The organism is Spirosoma profusum (genome assembly GCF_014699005.1).
In the GTDB taxonomy this organism is placed as follows: Bacteria; Bacteroidota; Bacteroidia; order Cytophagales; family Spirosomataceae; genus Spirosoma; species Spirosoma profusum.
Window position 1 is genome coordinate 219453 of sequence record NZ_JACWZY010000009.1, and the last position, 16373, is coordinate 235825.

General features: G+C 47.4%; 15 protein-coding genes. 5 read left to right on the forward strand and 10 right to left on the reverse strand.

Going from position 1 to position 16373, the window contains the following annotated elements; translation table 11 throughout:
• Positions 1-61: 61 nt before the first annotated feature.
• The 4 genes from IC229_RS13505 to IC229_RS13520 all read right to left on the reverse strand — a co-directional run bounded on the left by IC229_RS13505 (position 62) and on the right by IC229_RS13520 (position 4140).
• Positions 62-640: a helix-turn-helix domain-containing protein gene (locus tag IC229_RS13505; protein ID WP_190887505.1), complete on the reverse strand. Its 579-nt coding sequence runs from the start codon at positions 638-640 to the stop codon at positions 62-64.
• 9 nt (positions 641-649) lie between these two features.
• The gene (locus IC229_RS13510; protein WP_190887506.1) at positions 650-2932 is read right to left on the reverse strand and encodes a TonB-dependent receptor; all 2283 of its coding nucleotides are present in this window, start codon (positions 2930-2932) and stop codon (positions 650-652) included.
• A gap of 73 nt (positions 2933-3005) precedes the next feature.
• On the reverse strand, positions 3006-3455 hold the full coding sequence (locus IC229_RS13515) for an HYC_CC_PP family protein (RefSeq protein WP_190887507.1): 450 nt from the start codon (positions 3453-3455) through the stop codon (positions 3006-3008).
• 166 nt (positions 3456-3621) lie between these two features.
• Positions 3622-4140 (reverse strand): DUF4494 domain-containing protein, encoded by a 519-nt coding sequence (locus tag IC229_RS13520; protein WP_190887508.1) that lies wholly within the window; start codon positions 4138-4140, stop codon positions 3622-3624.
• Between the two features lie 271 nt (positions 4141-4411).
• Between IC229_RS13520 and IC229_RS13525 the strand changes: the two genes are divergently transcribed.
• Positions 4412-5791 carry an alpha/beta hydrolase family protein gene (locus IC229_RS13525; RefSeq protein ID WP_190887509.1) on the forward strand — a complete coding sequence of 460 codons (1380 nt, stop codon included), beginning with the start codon at positions 4412-4414 and terminating at the stop codon, positions 5789-5791.
• Between the two features lie 177 nt (positions 5792-5968).
• Here the strand turns inward: IC229_RS13525 and IC229_RS13530 are convergent, their stop codons facing one another.
• From IC229_RS13530 to IC229_RS13545, 4 genes are all read right to left on the reverse strand, one after another.
• The gene (locus IC229_RS13530; RefSeq protein ID WP_223833989.1) at positions 5969-8008 is read right to left on the reverse strand and encodes a M3 family metallopeptidase; all 2040 of its coding nucleotides are present in this window, start codon (positions 8006-8008) and stop codon (positions 5969-5971) included.
• Positions 8009-8271: 263 nt separating this feature from the next.
• Positions 8272-8736 carry a hypothetical protein gene (locus IC229_RS13535; protein WP_190887511.1) on the reverse strand — a complete coding sequence of 155 codons (465 nt, stop codon included), beginning with the start codon at positions 8734-8736 and terminating at the stop codon, positions 8272-8274.
• 210 nt (positions 8737-8946) lie between these two features.
• Positions 8947-10218, reverse strand: coding sequence for a dicarboxylate/amino acid:cation symporter (locus IC229_RS13540; protein WP_190887512.1), 1272 nt, complete (start codon positions 10216-10218; stop codon positions 8947-8949).
• An 85-nt stretch (positions 10219-10303) separates the two neighbouring features.
• Positions 10304-10825: an acyl-CoA thioesterase gene (locus IC229_RS13545; protein WP_190887513.1), complete on the reverse strand. Its 522-nt coding sequence runs from the start codon at positions 10823-10825 to the stop codon at positions 10304-10306.
• 183 nt (positions 10826-11008) lie between these two features.
• Between IC229_RS13545 and IC229_RS13550 the strand changes: the two genes are divergently transcribed.
• From IC229_RS13550 to IC229_RS13560, 3 genes are read left to right on the forward strand one after another with little or no spacing between them, the layout of a single operon-like run.
• Positions 11009-11458 (forward strand): DUF2147 domain-containing protein, encoded by a 450-nt coding sequence (locus IC229_RS13550; protein ID WP_190887514.1) that lies wholly within the window; start codon positions 11009-11011, stop codon positions 11456-11458.
• 14 nt (positions 11459-11472) lie between these two features.
• A complete protein-coding gene (locus IC229_RS13555; RefSeq protein WP_190887515.1) occupies positions 11473-12624 on the forward strand; it encodes a flavin-containing monooxygenase in 1152 nt (383 codons plus the stop codon).
• A gap of 60 nt (positions 12625-12684) precedes the next feature.
• Positions 12685-12870: a CsbD family protein gene (locus tag IC229_RS13560; protein WP_190887516.1), complete on the forward strand. Its 186-nt coding sequence runs from the start codon at positions 12685-12687 to the stop codon at positions 12868-12870.
• 106 nt (positions 12871-12976) lie between these two features.
• On the opposite strand, the gene IC229_RS13565 is transcribed toward IC229_RS13560, so the two are convergent.
• Both IC229_RS13565 and IC229_RS13570 read right to left on the reverse strand, forming a co-directional pair.
• Entirely contained in the window at positions 12977-14314 is a 1338-nt protein-coding gene (locus IC229_RS13565) for a Gfo/Idh/MocA family protein (RefSeq protein ID WP_190887517.1), read from the reverse strand.
• Between the two features lie 126 nt (positions 14315-14440).
• Entirely contained in the window at positions 14441-15304 is an 864-nt protein-coding gene (locus tag IC229_RS13570; protein ID WP_190887518.1) for a sugar phosphate isomerase/epimerase family protein, read from the reverse strand.
• Between the two features lie 209 nt (positions 15305-15513).
• On the opposite strand from IC229_RS13570, the gene IC229_RS13575 reads away from it, so the two are divergent.
• A complete protein-coding gene (locus IC229_RS13575; RefSeq protein WP_223833980.1) occupies positions 15514-16209 on the forward strand; it encodes a hypothetical protein in 696 nt (231 codons plus the stop codon).
• Positions 16210-16373: the final 164 nt, after the last annotated feature.

A 16373-nucleotide genomic window follows, 5' to 3' on the forward strand; every position in this document is an offset into this window, starting at 1 on the left:
ACTGAATGTCAACTCAATACGTATCGATTATAATACGTTAACACCACCAATAGACAGGCGTTCAGTTTCCCTTTATATCATCCAGGCCCAGCCGCTGAACGTTTGTCAGTTTGCGGAACTGTCCGGGTGTATAGCCGGTCACCTGCCTGAACTGATTCGACAGATGCTGTACACTGCTGTAACTCAAACGCCAGGCTATTTCGCTGAGCGCCAGTTCATCGTAGCGCAGCCATTCTTTCACCTTTTCAATCTTCAGCGCAATGATGTATTTCTCCAGCGTATGCCCTTCACTGGCCGAAAACAGGCTGCTCAGATATGAATATTCATAGCCCAGCTTCCGCTCCAGAAAGGTTGAATAGTTTTCGGAAGAAAGCCGCTCGCCTTTGAGGTGTTGTACCTCGTTGATGAGCAAAATTTTGATGTGCTCCACCAGCGACTGCTTCTTATCGGCAACCAAATCGAACCCGTTTTCCTGAAGTGTTCGTTGCACCTTTTCTGTTGACAGATTTTCGGGCCATTTGGTCACGTTTACCACGCCTAAATCCACTTTCTCCAGGGTAAGTCCCAATTTTTCAAGTTCTTCGCGCACCACACGTCGGCAGCGATCACACACCATATTCCGGATGAGGAGGGTTGTCATACGTAGTAATCAGTTTTGTGGTTTGAAACGAAAACCTGCATACACCATCCGGCCCGTTATAGGCCCCCACACCTGCGCGCCCGCATCGAACCGGGCGCTAAATGGATCGCTGGCCGCCACAATCGGGTTAGTCTGCCGGAAACCGGTCAGGTTTTCGCCACCCAGATACACTTCCCAGCCGCTGCGGAAAGCCCGACTCACCTGTGCGTTTAGATTGTAAAAGCTGGGGGCTATCTCGGTGGGCATCGCCTGATACGTTGTATGTACGTAGCCCTCACGCATGTACGGAATTCGCCTTGGTCCATTCCATTGCAACGTAGCATCGATTTTCCATTTGTCGTACGGCAATGCATATGCCGCATTCACTAAAACCCGGTCGCGGCTGATCATCATGCGGGGCAGCAGCCGTTGTTCCCCAAAAGGTCCGCCCATACTTTGCTGCACGTCGAACAAACGGTAAGCAGCTTTTATTTCCACTCGTTTGGCCGGCTGTACGTTCAACTCCGCCTGAAAACTGTTGGCAAACGAGCGTCCCTTTATTCCGGTTTCATTCAGGTTATAGAAGAAAAGCTCACCAGGGTGCTCAATATCGACGATGAGTTGATTCTGAAAATCGGTACGATAGTAATCCACTACTAAGGACGCTTTCTTCCCCAACAAATTAAAGTCGTTGGTAAGACTGAGTCCGTAATTCCAGGATGACTCAAATTGCACCGGTTTTGTCAGTACCACAAACCGCGAACTAACCAGATAACCGAAGTTTTCGGCAAATGGATTAGCGGCCCGAAACCCTCGCCCCGCCGATGCGCGTAACGTCATATTCTGACTCAGGTTGTATTTGAGGTGCGCTCTGGGTGTGAACTGGGCGCCAAAAAGGTTATGAAAATCAACCCGCCCACCGAGCACCAGCGTCAGTTTTTCGGGGTAAGTGTATGTATATTCCACAAACGCTCCCGGCACCGACTCCGTCCGAAGCAGTTTTATGGTACGATACAATTCGTTGTAATCGTCGAGCAGATAACTCAGCCCGGCTTTAAAACTATTGTTCGTATTGCCGATAATACTCTGGTAAATCAGATTGGCGTAGAACGTCTGCTGGCGACCATTATAGGGCGCAAAACCGAAGTTGGCAGTTTGGTCATGGTGCACGCCGTTCACGACAAAGGCTAATCCTTTGTACGGTTTTTCAGGGTATAGTTTTGCGATTTTCGAGAAAAATTCCAGCCGTTTCGTTACGTTCCCAAACTGATACCGCAAGTTTCCTAACCGACTGAGTTGACCACCGTCGCGATCCTCATACAAAGCCTTTACGCCCACCTGCGCCATGACCCGCTCACTGCTGTATTTATAGCGGTTAACAGCGTTAACCTGCGTATAAAGCGGCAAATCGCGGAATCCGTCGTTGTTCTGATCCAGTTCCGAACGTAACGTACTGGCGTGTCCAAGCAGGCCAACGCTCCATTTTTTACCCAGTGGTTTCGACCAGTTGGCGTTGCCTTCGACCCGACCGAAACTATTGACGTAGCCATTCAGAAACAGCTTGTCCGTTGCATCGGATTTCTGAAGCTCTACGTTCATCTGGCCACTCATCGACTCGTACCCGTTCACCACCGACCCGGCCCCTTTGCCCACATCGATGCTTGTAATCCAGGTGCCGGGTATGTAGCTCAAACCGAACGTAGTGGCCAGCCCCCGAATGGTCGGAATGTTTTCGACGTTGGTTTGTACGTACTGACCACCCAAGCCCAGAAACTGAATTTGTTTGGCCCCCGTTACGGCATCACTAAATGATACGCTGACGGATGCATTTGTTTCGAAACTTTCGGAGAGGTTGCAGCAGGCGGCTTTTGCCAGCGTTCGTTGTGTAATAAATTCAGTATGAATGGGATTAATCTGATCAATTTTGCCTGGTGAGCCTGAAACCGTGACCTCCTGTAGAGTTCGTTCGGCACGTAGTGTTAGCGTAAGTTCGGTAGCAGAAGGAGCAACAGTCACTGTATCAGACTGGAAGCCAACATAGCTGACAACTAACTGACGTACCGTAGGATGAAATGGCACCCGAAATCGGCCATCGGCCCCGGTTATGCCCCCCGATCGGGTACCGAGCCACAGCACTGTAGCCCCTACCAGCGGCACCCGTTTGTTTTTGACTAGTTCGGCCACACTCCCCCGAACGTTACGTATCACTGTACGTAACGTATCAGGCTGACTGGTAGCTGTTTTTATTGAATCGGATTGCGCCCAGGCTGGTAGCATAGCTGTCAGGGCAATCCATAAGAGAAAATAACGCATGTGTTCGTTGATTTTGTAAAAGATAGTTTACGCTCGTGAATAAATCACCAGCAAATCCCTCAAAATCAACGTATCAAATTAGAAGACACTGTACAAGCGTCAGAATATCGCGCCCGCAAAGTAATAAGGGTGGAGAGAAAATAGCGGCTGAAACCAGCGTTTCCGCAAATATCCAGTCGATTACCCAGGCTAGTAACGTAACAATCCCTGTAGCAACCGGCTCACTAACGGCCTTGATGCATTTGGCCGCTAATTGACTCAGCGACGACGATACGTCTACGTTTTCGTAATACTGATTATCCTGACAACACTCGTCTCGCTGAATTGTGGTCTGATCTGTCGGTATCGTTTTCTTATGCGTAGCGCATGATTTAGGCGGTTTTACGTCGGAGAAGGCAACCACCATCGTTTTTTTCTTGCCCCGCATCTGGCACGAATGTTCAATCAGCCCGAAGCCAGTACTGCTGAGCAGTACCACTACGGCCATCACTACGTTGAACACCTGGAACAGAGTACGTTTCATAGGAGCAAATATCCGCAATTCAGGAGGCTCGATGCAAGGAAACCCAACCCAACGGCCCGAATTATGTAAAGCGTACTAGTGAATAATGTAAAAATGGGAAATGAGGCACGAAAAATTCAGTTGCAATTTTCGTACCTCAATTCCCATTTTGCTGCAGGACTATTTATTAAATCGCTTCCGGTTCGGGACTTACCAGTTCACTGAGGGGGCGCAGATTGCGGGAAGATTCTTCCGAATACGGAAAAATGTCCAGAATTTTCGTGATGTTTACGTCGGTGATTTCGAACGGGTCGAGGGCAGTTCTGAGGCTTTGCTCAACGCGCTCGTAGGCTTGTTTTGCATTTTCGGCATTCACGAGCATCATGCTCGGTGTTTTCTTTTGTTTGCCGGTACGTTCATCCTCGGTAATGTAAAGCGCTTTTACTTTAAACCAGGTTTCGCCACCGTCTTCATTATGAAATACATCGGCCAGCTTCATGCGGTTGATGTTCGTAATCTCAAAATCAGGCGTGTTGGCCGCAATTTCCTGATACAGGCGGGTTTCAGCGTCGGTATAACTAACGGCATCCACCAGATAGGCTTCCGTTACCGTCTTTTGCTTGATAAATTCTTCATTACGGCTGCCGACATTCGAATCGTCAATGGGCTGCTGATAGCGGATTTTTCCGAGAAACCAGTTTGGCATTTTTATGAATTTTGATACAAAACAAGAACAAAAATAGGGGGGTAAAAGTGCCGAAAAATACACTCAAAAACCAAGTTAGCCAGGCGTATTCGAACGCAATTATTGACTGGTTATCGAATAATTCCTGAACCTGTTCACCTACAACTGATTGGCCAAATAAAGCCTGTACCATTATCCATCAATCTTTGCTACGTAGCAATAACTGTAATGAACTTATTGTACTATTGTGCTACTACGTGCTCAGCCGACTTTGAAAAACATAACAACTAGTATGAGAAATATACTTCTGCTTTTACTTATTTCTTTAACAACCTTTTCGGCTCATGGCCAGCCTATCGCCGGACAATGGTTTGGGGCTTTACGCATTCCGGGAAATCAACAGTTACGTCTCGTTTTTAATATTTCGAAAACCGACAACAGCTATTCAGCCACCATGGATAGCCCCGACCAGGGCGCAAAAGGGATTCCTGCTACGTCGACAACCTTTGAGAATCCAAAGCTGACAATTACCTTAAAAAACCTCTCCATCGACTATACCGGCGAACTCAAAGGCGACAGTATAGTCGGTACGTTCAAACAGGGTGGTTTTTCGCTACCCTTGACCCTATCGAAGAAAGAAATCGAGAAGAAAGCGGCCATTCGCCCGCAGGAACCAGCCAAGCCTTATCCGTATCATTCTGAAGACGTTACGTTCGAGAATCCAACAGCAAACATTACCCTGGCCGGTACGTTGACGCTTCCTAAAAAGGAGGGAAATTTTCCGGCGGTGGTACTTATAACGGGCAGTGGTCCGCAAAACCGAAATGAAGAATTACTCGATCATAAACCGTTTCTGGTGCTGGCCGATTATTTGACCCGAAATGGAATCGCCGTGCTACGTTATGATGACCGGGGCGTAGCGGATTCGAAAGGTAATTTTCAAATGGCTACGTCGGCCGATTTTGCCACGGACGTATTAGCCGCCGTTACGTTCCTGAAAGGGCGAAAAGAAATTAACCCAAAACACATCGGCCTGATTGGGCACAGTGAAGGCGGCCTGATTGCTCCAATGGTGGCTCAACAATCGAAAGACGTCGGTTTTCTTGTACTGCTGGCCGGAACGGGCATTCCCGGCGACCAACTCTTATTGAAACAACAGGAACTCATCGGCAAAGCATCGGGTGTTAGTGACTCGGCATTACAGAAAATCCTTGCGGACAACAAAGTAGCCTATAACATCATCACTCAATCGACCAATACGGACTCACTGAAACGCACCTTAACCAACTACCTGAAAAAAGTCATGCCTGATACGTCGGCAGGGTCGGACGAACATATCAAAGCGCAGGTAGCCCAGCTCGCAAGTCCGTGGTTGCAGTATTTTATGCGATATGATCCGGCTGTTACGTTAACGAAGGTGAAAATCCCGGTACTAGCTTTAAATGGTGCCAACGATTTGCAGGTTCCAGCCGAGCTCAATCTTACGGCCATACGTAATGCGCTAGCCAAAGCAGGCAACAAGCACGTAACAACCAAGGTATTACCCGGTCTGAATCATTTATTTCAGGAAAGTAAGACAGGATTACCAGCCGAATACGGGAGTATAGAACAAACCTTTTCGCCGGTTGCCCTCGCCGAAATAGCCAACTGGATTCAACAGCAGACAAAGTAATCTACTTCACTATATTAGTCATTTTTGTCAGGCTGAGGCACGAAGCATCTTAGGGTTTCCTACTTAATACATTTGGACAGTTTAAGATGCTTCGTGCCTCAGCATGACAAAAACAGGCTCTATGTCAACAGTGGTTAAAAACAAATCGGGCGACTCAATTGAGTCGCCCGATTTGTTTTAGAGTATTAAACCGCTACGTCGCAGCATGGCTTTAGGTGATGGTTCACGCCCCCGGAATTTTTTGTAAAGTTCCATCGGCTTTTCGGTGCCGCCTTTTTCCAGTACGTTCTTACGGAAACTGTCAGCGGCTGCTTTGTTTTCCAGACCACCTTTTTCCTTGAAGAACTCAAACGCATCCGCATCAAGCACTTCGCTCCATTTGTAGCTGTAATATCCCGCCGAATAACCACCAGCAAAGATGTGCGAGAACGATGGGCTAACGGCTATGCCCTGAACCCGTGGAAACAGATTAGCAACTGAGTCAACTTTATTCTCTACGTCAGACACGCTTTCGCCGTTCGGCTTATTGCCGTGATAGTACATGTCAATCAGTCCTAAGCGCAGTTGACGCAGGTTGGCCATACCTGCCAGGAAGTTCTGGCTGGCCCGAATTTTTTCGATGAGCTCGTTCGGAATCACTTCACCCGTCTGATAATGTTTGGCGAACAGTTTTAAAGCTTCGGGATCGTAACACCAGTTTTCCATCACCTGCGAAGGCAGTTCTACAAAATCACGGGGAACGCTGGTTCCGCTCAGGCTTTCGTATTTTCCATTGGCCAGCATGCCGTGCAGCCCATGACCGAACTCGTGAAACAACGTAGTGACTTCGTAAAAAGTTAGTAATGAAGGCTTTGTATCAGTTGGACGGGTGAAATTACAAACGTTCACTACGTGTGGCCGAATGTTCTCGCCATGCTCGATTTTCTGGCCCTGTACGTTGTTCATCCAGGCACCACTACGTTTGCCGGGACGTGGGAAATAATCGCCGTAGAACACCGCCAGGAACTTCCCGTCTTTGTCGAATACGTCGAACGTTTTTACTTCGGGGTTGTAGACCGGAATGTCTTTACGCTCCTTGAACGTAACACCATACAGCTTGTTAGCAACGGTAAATACGCCGTTCAATACGTTCTCCAGTTTGAAATACGGCTTCAGCGTTTCATCGTCGAGATCGTATTTTTCTTTTTTAAGCTTTTCAGCGTAATAGCTGTTGTCCCAGACCTGCAATTTTTCATCGGTAAAACCGTGCCCTTTCGCGTAGGTGGTCAGTTCGAGCAGTTGGCGCTCGGCAGCCGGGCGTGCATACGTAACGAGTTCGTTCAGGAAACCCTGCACCTTATCTCGCGAACCGGCCATGCTTTCTTCAAGGATAAAATCGGCGTGGGTTTTATAGCCCAGCAGATTGGCCCGCTCATACCTCAGGTTCACCATCTTCTGGATAATGGCCGAGTTATCATTCTTATTTCCCTGAAAACCACGGCTATTGTAGGCCATGTACAATTTCTTCCGCAGATCGCGGTTGTCGGCATATTGCATGAATGGGCCGTAGCTGGGAGCTTGTAATGTAAAGGCCCAGCCTTCTTTTCCTTTTTGCTTGGCGGTGGATTTGGCCGCTTCACGCGCAAAATCGGGCAGACCCGCCAACTCTTTCTCATCCGTGATAACCATCACGAATTCATTGGTTTCGTTCAGTGCGTTCTCACCAAATTGCAGCGACAGTTGCGACAGTTCTTTATCGAGAGCACGTAACCGCTCTTTGCCTTTGGCATCCAGATTGGCACCGTTACGCGAAAACCGTTTATACGATTTTTCGAGCAGCATAGCGCTTTCCGGATCGAGTTTCAGGCTGCTACGTTGCTCGTATACCGCTTTAATTCGGGCAAATAGTTTTTCGTTTAAGGTAATGTCGTTTCGATACTCACTGAGCATGGGTGACGCTTCTTTCACAATTTTCTGAAGCTCCGGCGAGGTTTCAGCACTATTCAGATTGAACAGCACAGACGTAACCTTACCCAGCAAATCGCCGGCATCTTCCAGTGCGACAATGGTATTTTCGAACGTTGGTTTCGCCGGATTGTTGACGATGGCATCGATATCTTTACGACCCAGAGACAGTCCTTCGGTGAGAGCGGGCAAATAATCGGCGTTCTGGATTTTATCGAAGGGGGCCGTCTTGTGCGGTGTTACGTAGGGTACTAAAAAAGGATTCTGAGACATTTTAGGTTGCGAAGGCGAAGGCTGGGCCAGAGATGTTGTTGCAACGGCGGCCAGCAAAACGCCCATTTGCTTGATTCGTTGATGATTGAACATAGAGTTTTGCGAAATGAGTTTCCTCGAAAAGTACAAAAGAAAGACAACTTATACAATGCTTTGTTGCACAGACGGATATACAAAATGACGAATGGAAATGTGTTACGTTTGATTGCATAAAAAAACAGCCAGCCAATTGGCCAGCTGTTTTCACCACTCCCTTCTCTTGCTCAATAGCCATAAGGATTTCGGTCGTACCCACGTCCATTATCGTACCCTCGACCGTTGCCACGACCACGTCCGGCGGTACGTTCGTAAGGACGCATCCGTTCGATGACACGGTCGCGCTGATCCGGACGTAGTACGGCCATCATATCTAAAAATTCACGCTGACGAGCTTGCCGGAAGAAATCGCGCTGACGAGGATTGCGAGCGTCTAATCCCTGAGTTTGCTGATTAAATCGGTCGCGGACACGCCGGATTTCCCGCTCCTGCCGACGAGACAGATTCAATTCACGATCCCACCAGTCGAGGTGGCGATCGAACTGGTAATCGTCGTAATCATAATTGTAATTCTGCTGACCATAGCCCGGTTGTTGGGGATAATTATTGTCGGGATAGCCGTAACGTTGGGCCGATGCACCGGTGGCGAGCAGAACAACCAGCAGGGCGGTTGTCATCAGGAGCTTTTTCATGGTAGTAAAATTTTTCAGGTTGTATTTGTCCCTTTGAAAAACCTACCACGAAAAGGTTTAATTTTTTATTTAAATATTTCCAAAAACTCAAAAGCACATCCTAACCTTAAAAGAAATTGAAGGGAAGTTTTTGTCATTCTGACCGGGCCGCCGGAGCGGGAACAAAGAATGACAAAAAGCTACTCAAAATCACGAATCAGGTTCTGTTTATCAATACTTATACTCCGCCAGTTCGTTCTTATTCTGCTTTCGTAAAACCTGATTATATCGTTCGCGGTCGAACTCGTTTTCATTGTTGGCGATAAAAATCGTGGCGACGGTATTGCCAATAATGTTGGTGATGGAACGCGCTTCCGACATAAATCGGTCGACACCCAGCAGGAGAGCCAGCCCTTCCACCGGAATCACTTTGATGGCCGTTAACGTACTGGCCAATACAATAAAGCCACTACCTGTTACGCCAGCAGCCCCTTTCGAGGTAATCATCAGAATACCAATGATGGTCAACTCCTGGCCCAGCGTCAGGTCGACCCCAAAGACCTGCGCCAGAAAAACGGTGGCCATCACCAGATAAATGGTCGTCCCGTCAAGGTTAAACGAATAGCCCGCCGGAATCACTAGTCCAACTACCGAACGCGAACAGCCGAGCGTTTCCAGTTTGTCCATAATCTGGGGTAGCGCCGACTCCGACGACGACGTACCAAGCACAATCAACAACTCTTCCTTGATAAATTTCAGGACAGCCCACAGACTGATTTTGTAGTAACGTAGCAACAGGCCAAGCACGACAAAAATGAACAGAAACATGGTTGCATAGACCGTCCCCATGAGTTTTGCCAGCGGCAGCAACGTACTGAGGCCATACTTTCCAATCGTGAACGCCATCCCGCCAAAAGCACCCAGCGGAGCCAGTACCATCACTACGTTCAGAATATTGAAAAATACTTTTGAGATACGTTCAAAGGTCTGAATCAATGGCTTACCTGATTCTCCCATGCGCGTCAGCCCAATGCCGAACAGAATCGAGAATACCAGTACCTGCAAAATATCCCCCTCCGCAAATGCTTTTATAGCGTTACTCGGTACTATGTGCAGAAAAAATTCGGTCCAGTCCATTCCCGCCCCTTGTTCGGTGTATTTGCTGATGTCGCCCCCTTTCACGGCGTTGGTCTGCACACCATCACCGGGACGTATCACGTTCGCCAGTATCAGCCCAATGATAAGCGCGCCGGTTGTGACAATTTCGAAATATAGAAGCGCCTTCCCTCCCACTCTGCCCACTTTTTTCAAATCGCCCATATTACTGATTCCCAACACGATGGTCAGAAAAATAATGGGTGCAATGACCATTTTGATCAGGTTGATAAACAGCTCGCCCAGCGGCCTGAGTTTAGAAGCCGTCTCCGGAAAAAAATAACCAGTCAGAATACCTAACGTAATGGCAATCAGTACACGTACGGTCAGATTTTGGAAGATTTTCATAGAGTTAATGAAAATTGAAATACGTATTATGAATAATGATTGGATAGTTGATGCAAACACTTCATTATCCACTATTCATTCTGCATTATCCATTAGTTATGACCTGGTTTTTGATTTCGCGGATTCGGTCGTTGAAGTTAAGGTTTAGGAAATCTATATGCGGCACCAAAATGGTTTCCAGCAATCCTGTTACCTTTTCATCGTGCGGAATACGTTTACCAGTCACAATACTCACATATTTCGACGTAACCCATAGTACATTTTTCAAGTGGGTTTTCCCATCGTCGGTCATGATGTACTCGGTTACGGTCGTGTCATCATTAAAGTAAATCAGGCGCGATTTGATACGTACCCATTCGCTCACCAGCGCCGGTCGGACGTAGGCAATCTGATGTTGGTAAACAACCCAACTCGTTTTCAGCTCCCGAAATAACTGGCCAGGACTAAAATCATAGAGCTTAGCCACCTGATCTTCACGGGCGTTAAAATAATAATCGAAGTATTTGGCGTTATTGAGGTGTTGTAGTGGATCGCAGTCCTGGAAACGAATAATCATTCGTGATTCTGTTTCGGTTGGATAACTGCGGTTGGGGTCGCGTTTGAACATAAAATCTGAACCGGAATTTAGCTGATTTATGGATTTTCAGGATTTTGCGTTTAATCTATACATTTCAAAGTTTCAAAGAAGGAAACAAAATCCTAAAAATCCATAAATCAGCTAAATCCCGGTTCAGATTTTATTTACGTTTGTACATTAGAATGACTGATTTCTTTTAATTCCTAAACATTCATGAAAACAATTCGCTATGTATTGCCCGTGTTTGCGCTCCTCCTGTCGCTGACGGCTTTCGCTCCCAAGACCGACTCCGAAGCGGTAGTCGGCACCTGGCTCAATGGGACCAAAAAGGGGCATATTCAAATCTACAAACAAGGGGGTACGTATTTTGGAAAACTCATCTGGATCAGCGAACCTAATGACCCTGCCACCGGCAAACCCAAAACTGATAGCCGAAATACCGACGTGTCGAAACGGTCGCGTCCACTGATGAACATGGTTCTGATGTACAATTTTAAATACGATGGCGACAATGTCTGGAGCGATGGTAAAATCTATAATCCCGAAGATGGCAAAGAGTACAACTGTAAAATGACGCTGCAAGACGCCAATACATTACAGGTTCGTGGCTATGTTGGCATTTCGCTCTTTGGCAAAACCCAAACCTGGACGAGAATAAAGTGAGTTATAGCGTTGTTATGCATTCAACGTTAATCATCGGAGCCGGGCCGGCGGGGTTAGCGATGGCAGGGCAGTTGGCTCAGCTGAAACTTCCATTTACAGTGCTGGAAGCGAGTGAACATATTGGTCTAAGCTGGCGCAATCATTACGATCGGCTGCACCTGCATACAGTGAAAAAATTTTCGGCCCTACCCCATTTTCCGTTTCCGTCCAGTTATCCGCAATACGTATCACGGCTGGAGTTTGTGGAATATCTCGAACGCTACGCCGAACATTTTGGCATAAAACCTCTTCTGAACCAGAAAGTGCTACGTATTCAACGTGTTACGTTGGCCGATGGTACGTCGGAAGGTTGGCAGGTGGATACCGAAACCGATACGTTCCTGGCCGAACGAGTAATTATGGCCACTGGTTATAATCGGGTTCCGAACGTAGTGGATTTGCCGGGTCAGCGTAATTTCCGGGGCGTTATCTGGCATAGCTACGAGTACCGAAATGGCGCCCCGTTTCGAGACGAAAACGTACTGATTGTGGGCATGGGCAATACTGGCGCTGAACTCGCTCTTGATCTGCTGGAAAACGGAGCCAGACCGTTTATTTCAGTACGTAGCACGATTAATTTAATTCGGCGGGAGATATTTGGCCGACCGGTCCAGACAACGGCTATACTGCTGGGCAAACTCCCGAACTGGCTTTGTGATATTCTGGCAACGATTTCCCAAAAATTAACAGTGGGCGACGTATCGTCCTATGGTCTTGGTAAACCAGCTCATGCACCTACCTATTACAGTCGTCGGGGAAAAACCCCTGTTATTGACATCGGCACTCTTGACCAGATAAAAGCGGGAACCATCGGGGTTTTGCCGGGTATTAGCCAGATCAATGCGAAAACCGTTACGTTCACCGACGGGCGAGAACTTCCGTTCGATGCCATAATTCTGGCAACTGGCTACCGACCGGGACTCACTACTTTTTTTACGGATAAATTATCCGAAAAAATTCTGGATGATCGGGGTTTCCCTAAGAATTTATGGTTCAATGATCCCGCGCTACGTGGCATTTACTTTCTAGGCTTTACGGTCCCCGTAACGGGTATACTTTATCAACTCAATATTGACTCCAAACGTATTATTCAGCACATAGCAGAAAACAATTCGGTCACGGCATAGTTCTATTTACGTAATCAGGAAGATTACAGAAATCAATCAACGTTTTAAAAACTTACTGCCATGAACGAGACCACAATTAAAGGAGGCTGGAACGAACTGAAAGGTAAAATCAAACAAGCCTACGGCGACCTCACCGACGACGATCTGACCTACGAAGAAGGTAAAGAAGACGAAATGTGGGGTAAAGTCCAGCAAAAAACGGGCAAAACAAAAGACGAAATCAATAAAGCCATCGCTGATCTATAACCAGCAAAAAGCATAATAAACGAGAGCCGGAATCTGTTAATTCCGGCTCTCGCATTATACAGAAAAATCAAAATCGTGTAAATCCTGAAATCAGTTAAATCCCGGTTCAGAAAGGAGGTTCCCAGCCCTTCTCATATTGCCGACTCCAAAACTTCATGGCTTCAGCGTCTTTGATGTGGCCGTTTTTGGTATCGACCGCAAATGATTTTTTAGTCCGGAAAGCAATGTTTGCCAGGTGGCAAAGGAGCGTACTTTTGGCTCCTTCGGCAATGGGAGATGCCTGTTTTTCCTTGCCACGGATGGCTTCGAAGAAATTCATTACGTGCCTTGTCGTCATATCGCCCCCACCGCCAAGCGCCGTACCCGCTTCGCTTCCTTTCGCTTTGCTGTCTTTGACAACCTTACCCTCACGGGAATAGAGTGTATACCCGTCTCGGTCAACGTACACCGTACCGTTGGTACCGTAAATGTACGTTCCCCGGTCACTGCCGAACGTTTTTTGCCCGTTGCGACTATTACCGTCCCACTTGATGATTTTATCGCCTGGAAAACGGAACGTAGCATCCATTGTATCGTACATTTCCCAGCCATCTTCCACAAAATACCGCTTGGCAGCTTCCACAGACACGAATTCAGGATACTCGACCTGCAATGCCCAGCGTGCTACGTCCAGTTCATGCGTAGCGTTGTTACCTGCTTCGGCGGTGCCATACGTCCAGCCGTACCAGTGCCAGTTATAATCCCAGGTTTCGGAGGTGTATTCCCGACGAGGAGCGGGCCCTTGAAACAGATCCCAGTCAAGCCCATCCGGAACGGGTGCTTTTTTTTGATGGGGTACTTCGCCACGGGCACTTGCATAAAACGCAACCGCCTTAAACGGCTTCCCGATCACCCCATTATGAATCTGTCCGATGATATCAATTGATTCCGCCGACGAGCGCTGCTGGTTACCCATCTGGATAACTTTTCCTGATCTTTTCTGAAGTTCAGTCAGGATTTCACCTTCGCGGGGGTTGTGGCTACACGGTTTTTCTACGTAAACGTGCTTCCCTCCCTGCACCGCCAGCCACGTACCGGGCGCATGCCAGTGGTCGGGCGTAGCGTTGAACAGTACGTCCACATTCTTATCGGCTATGACTTTGCGGATGTCGTTTTCCAGCTTTGGCGTGTACGTAATGTGCTTTGAAAATTTCTGCACCGCCGACTCCCGCTGCTTTTTCATTACGTCGCATAGATACACCAGTTCTACGTTACTTTCTTTTTTACCAATTGGTTCATAATAAGCGCCTAAACGTCGGCCTAAGCCAGCGATTGCTACGTTCAGGCGTTCGTTAGCACCAATGATTTTGGCGTAGCTTTTGGCTGGCATACCCATTCCGCCTATGCTGATACTGGCCGTACCTAAAGCAGCCTTCTTAATAAACTCTCTCCGTGAGTTATCCATGACTTTTTAAAAGTGATAAATGAGATGAACGATGAGTAATGAACGATGAATGATAGGTCGGCTAACAGCAGCAGGTTTGAGTACGCAGCCAACTTATCACTCATCGTTCATTACGCATCACTACAATCATGCCTTCCGTTTGCCAGATTTCGTGGCATCGCAAACGCCTTTAAAATAACCGACTGATTCGGCAATTCCCGCCAGCGGATCTTTCATGTCTTTTTCGTATTCGAGGCTACAACTGCCGTCGTATTTGATTTTACGTAGCATTCCTACGAAAGCGGGAATATCAATGACTCCCCGGCTCAGTTCACAGGTTTTTCCATCTTTCGCGGCTGCCGTTACGTTCTTCAGGTGGATGTCGAAAATACGTTTGGCGTATTTCTCCAGGTCAGCAATGGGGTCATCGCCGAAACGGGCATCGTGTCCCATATCGAAACAGAGGCCGATACGTGGGTCCAGGTCTTTCACCGCATCGATTACGGACTTCGCATTTGGCCAGAGCTTAATATCCGGTCCGTGAATGTGAATGGCATAGCGCATGTCATATTCCTTTACCTTTTTATCGATCAACGGCAACAAATCTTCATTGGGCACGCCTACAATAAGCTTTACACCGACGCGCTTCGCATACGCAAATCCGTTGTCGATTTCTTCTTTTGTTTTCATGTAGATAGGGCCGACGGCATAACCCGTTACGTTCGATTGCTTCAGCTTCTCGTGAAAGGCATTAATCTGTTCTTCGTTGCTGTTGAGCGGAAGATGGAAATCTTTGATACACAGATAACGTACATCAACTTTCCGCATCATTTCCAGCGACTGGTCGAGGTTGAAATTGACAAACGTGAACCCCGCCATGCCCAGCTTAAATAAATCCTCGGCGGCTGCTTTGTCGCGATTGGGAGCGGCAACAGACGTAATGGCTGGCGCTAAACTGGCCAGCGCGACTGAACCACCAGCGTTTTTAAGAAATGTTCGTCGTGTAGTCATGAATTGTGACGGGTAACTCAGAAGGTTATTTCCCGATTAAAAACGCCTAAAACCGTTTTTCTACTGACAGTTTCGGGATAAAGCAGTCCGGGGAATTGCCAGAAGCAAAATACAAACTTGTTCGTATAGATTAGCCCTACTCCTATCCGCCAACTTTGTCCTATCAAAATCAATCACATCCATTGCATTTTTTAAATCAAACCAGTACTATGAAAAACTTAAGTGGCATCCTATTTTTTTGTCTGATTGCACTTTGTAGTTGTAAAGAGCAGGCTATTACCCCTCAGCCAGCAACAATGCCTACCAGCGAGGCATCAGCCCGACAGGGTATCGAAGGTAACAAGTCGGGTGGGCAGACGTTGCCCCAGCCAACCATTATCCAACAGGTTTATGTACCAGCTAATGATCTTTTTGCTCATACCCGATGCCGCGCCTGGCGAATTACCTGGCCGACCTACCCAGCAGGGACCAGTCCCAACCAGATCCCAACGATGTTTTCAGTTTCTACAGGGACACCCTATAGTTTTAACTACCTCAACAATACTTCAGCTACAACCACCTACAAGACGGACTTCAATCTGTATCACAACAATACATTGGCATCGGTCTATGATATGTGGAGTCAGCTGACCCACGTGGTGGGTAACACAAGTATGCTGGAACAAACCTGGTTCAATAAAAGCGAGTATACAGCCGCTCAGATGGAGACTTGGGTGAAAGGCCGGCCTAGTAATTTCGAAACCTTCTGGGAGCATACCGTCGCTACCACCACGGAAATTGAAAATTACAAGCAAGGTGACCTCTTTCAATTCCGACTGGTGAAGCAGAACCGCTACGGAGGTATTCGGATTGTGTCGATGACGCCCCGAATTATTGAGGTTTACCTGGCCGAGCCCAATATTTAAATAGGCTTAACGCTAAAGTCCAATGCCTGACTACTCGTAAGAGGTAGTCAGGCATTGGACTTTGAAGAGCTAACTTTAGGTTATATAATTATTGATCCGTGAGTTAATTTGTAAAGAAGGCAACTTCTTTTTTATGGAAGAAAACTTGAATCAGCCTTCGATCC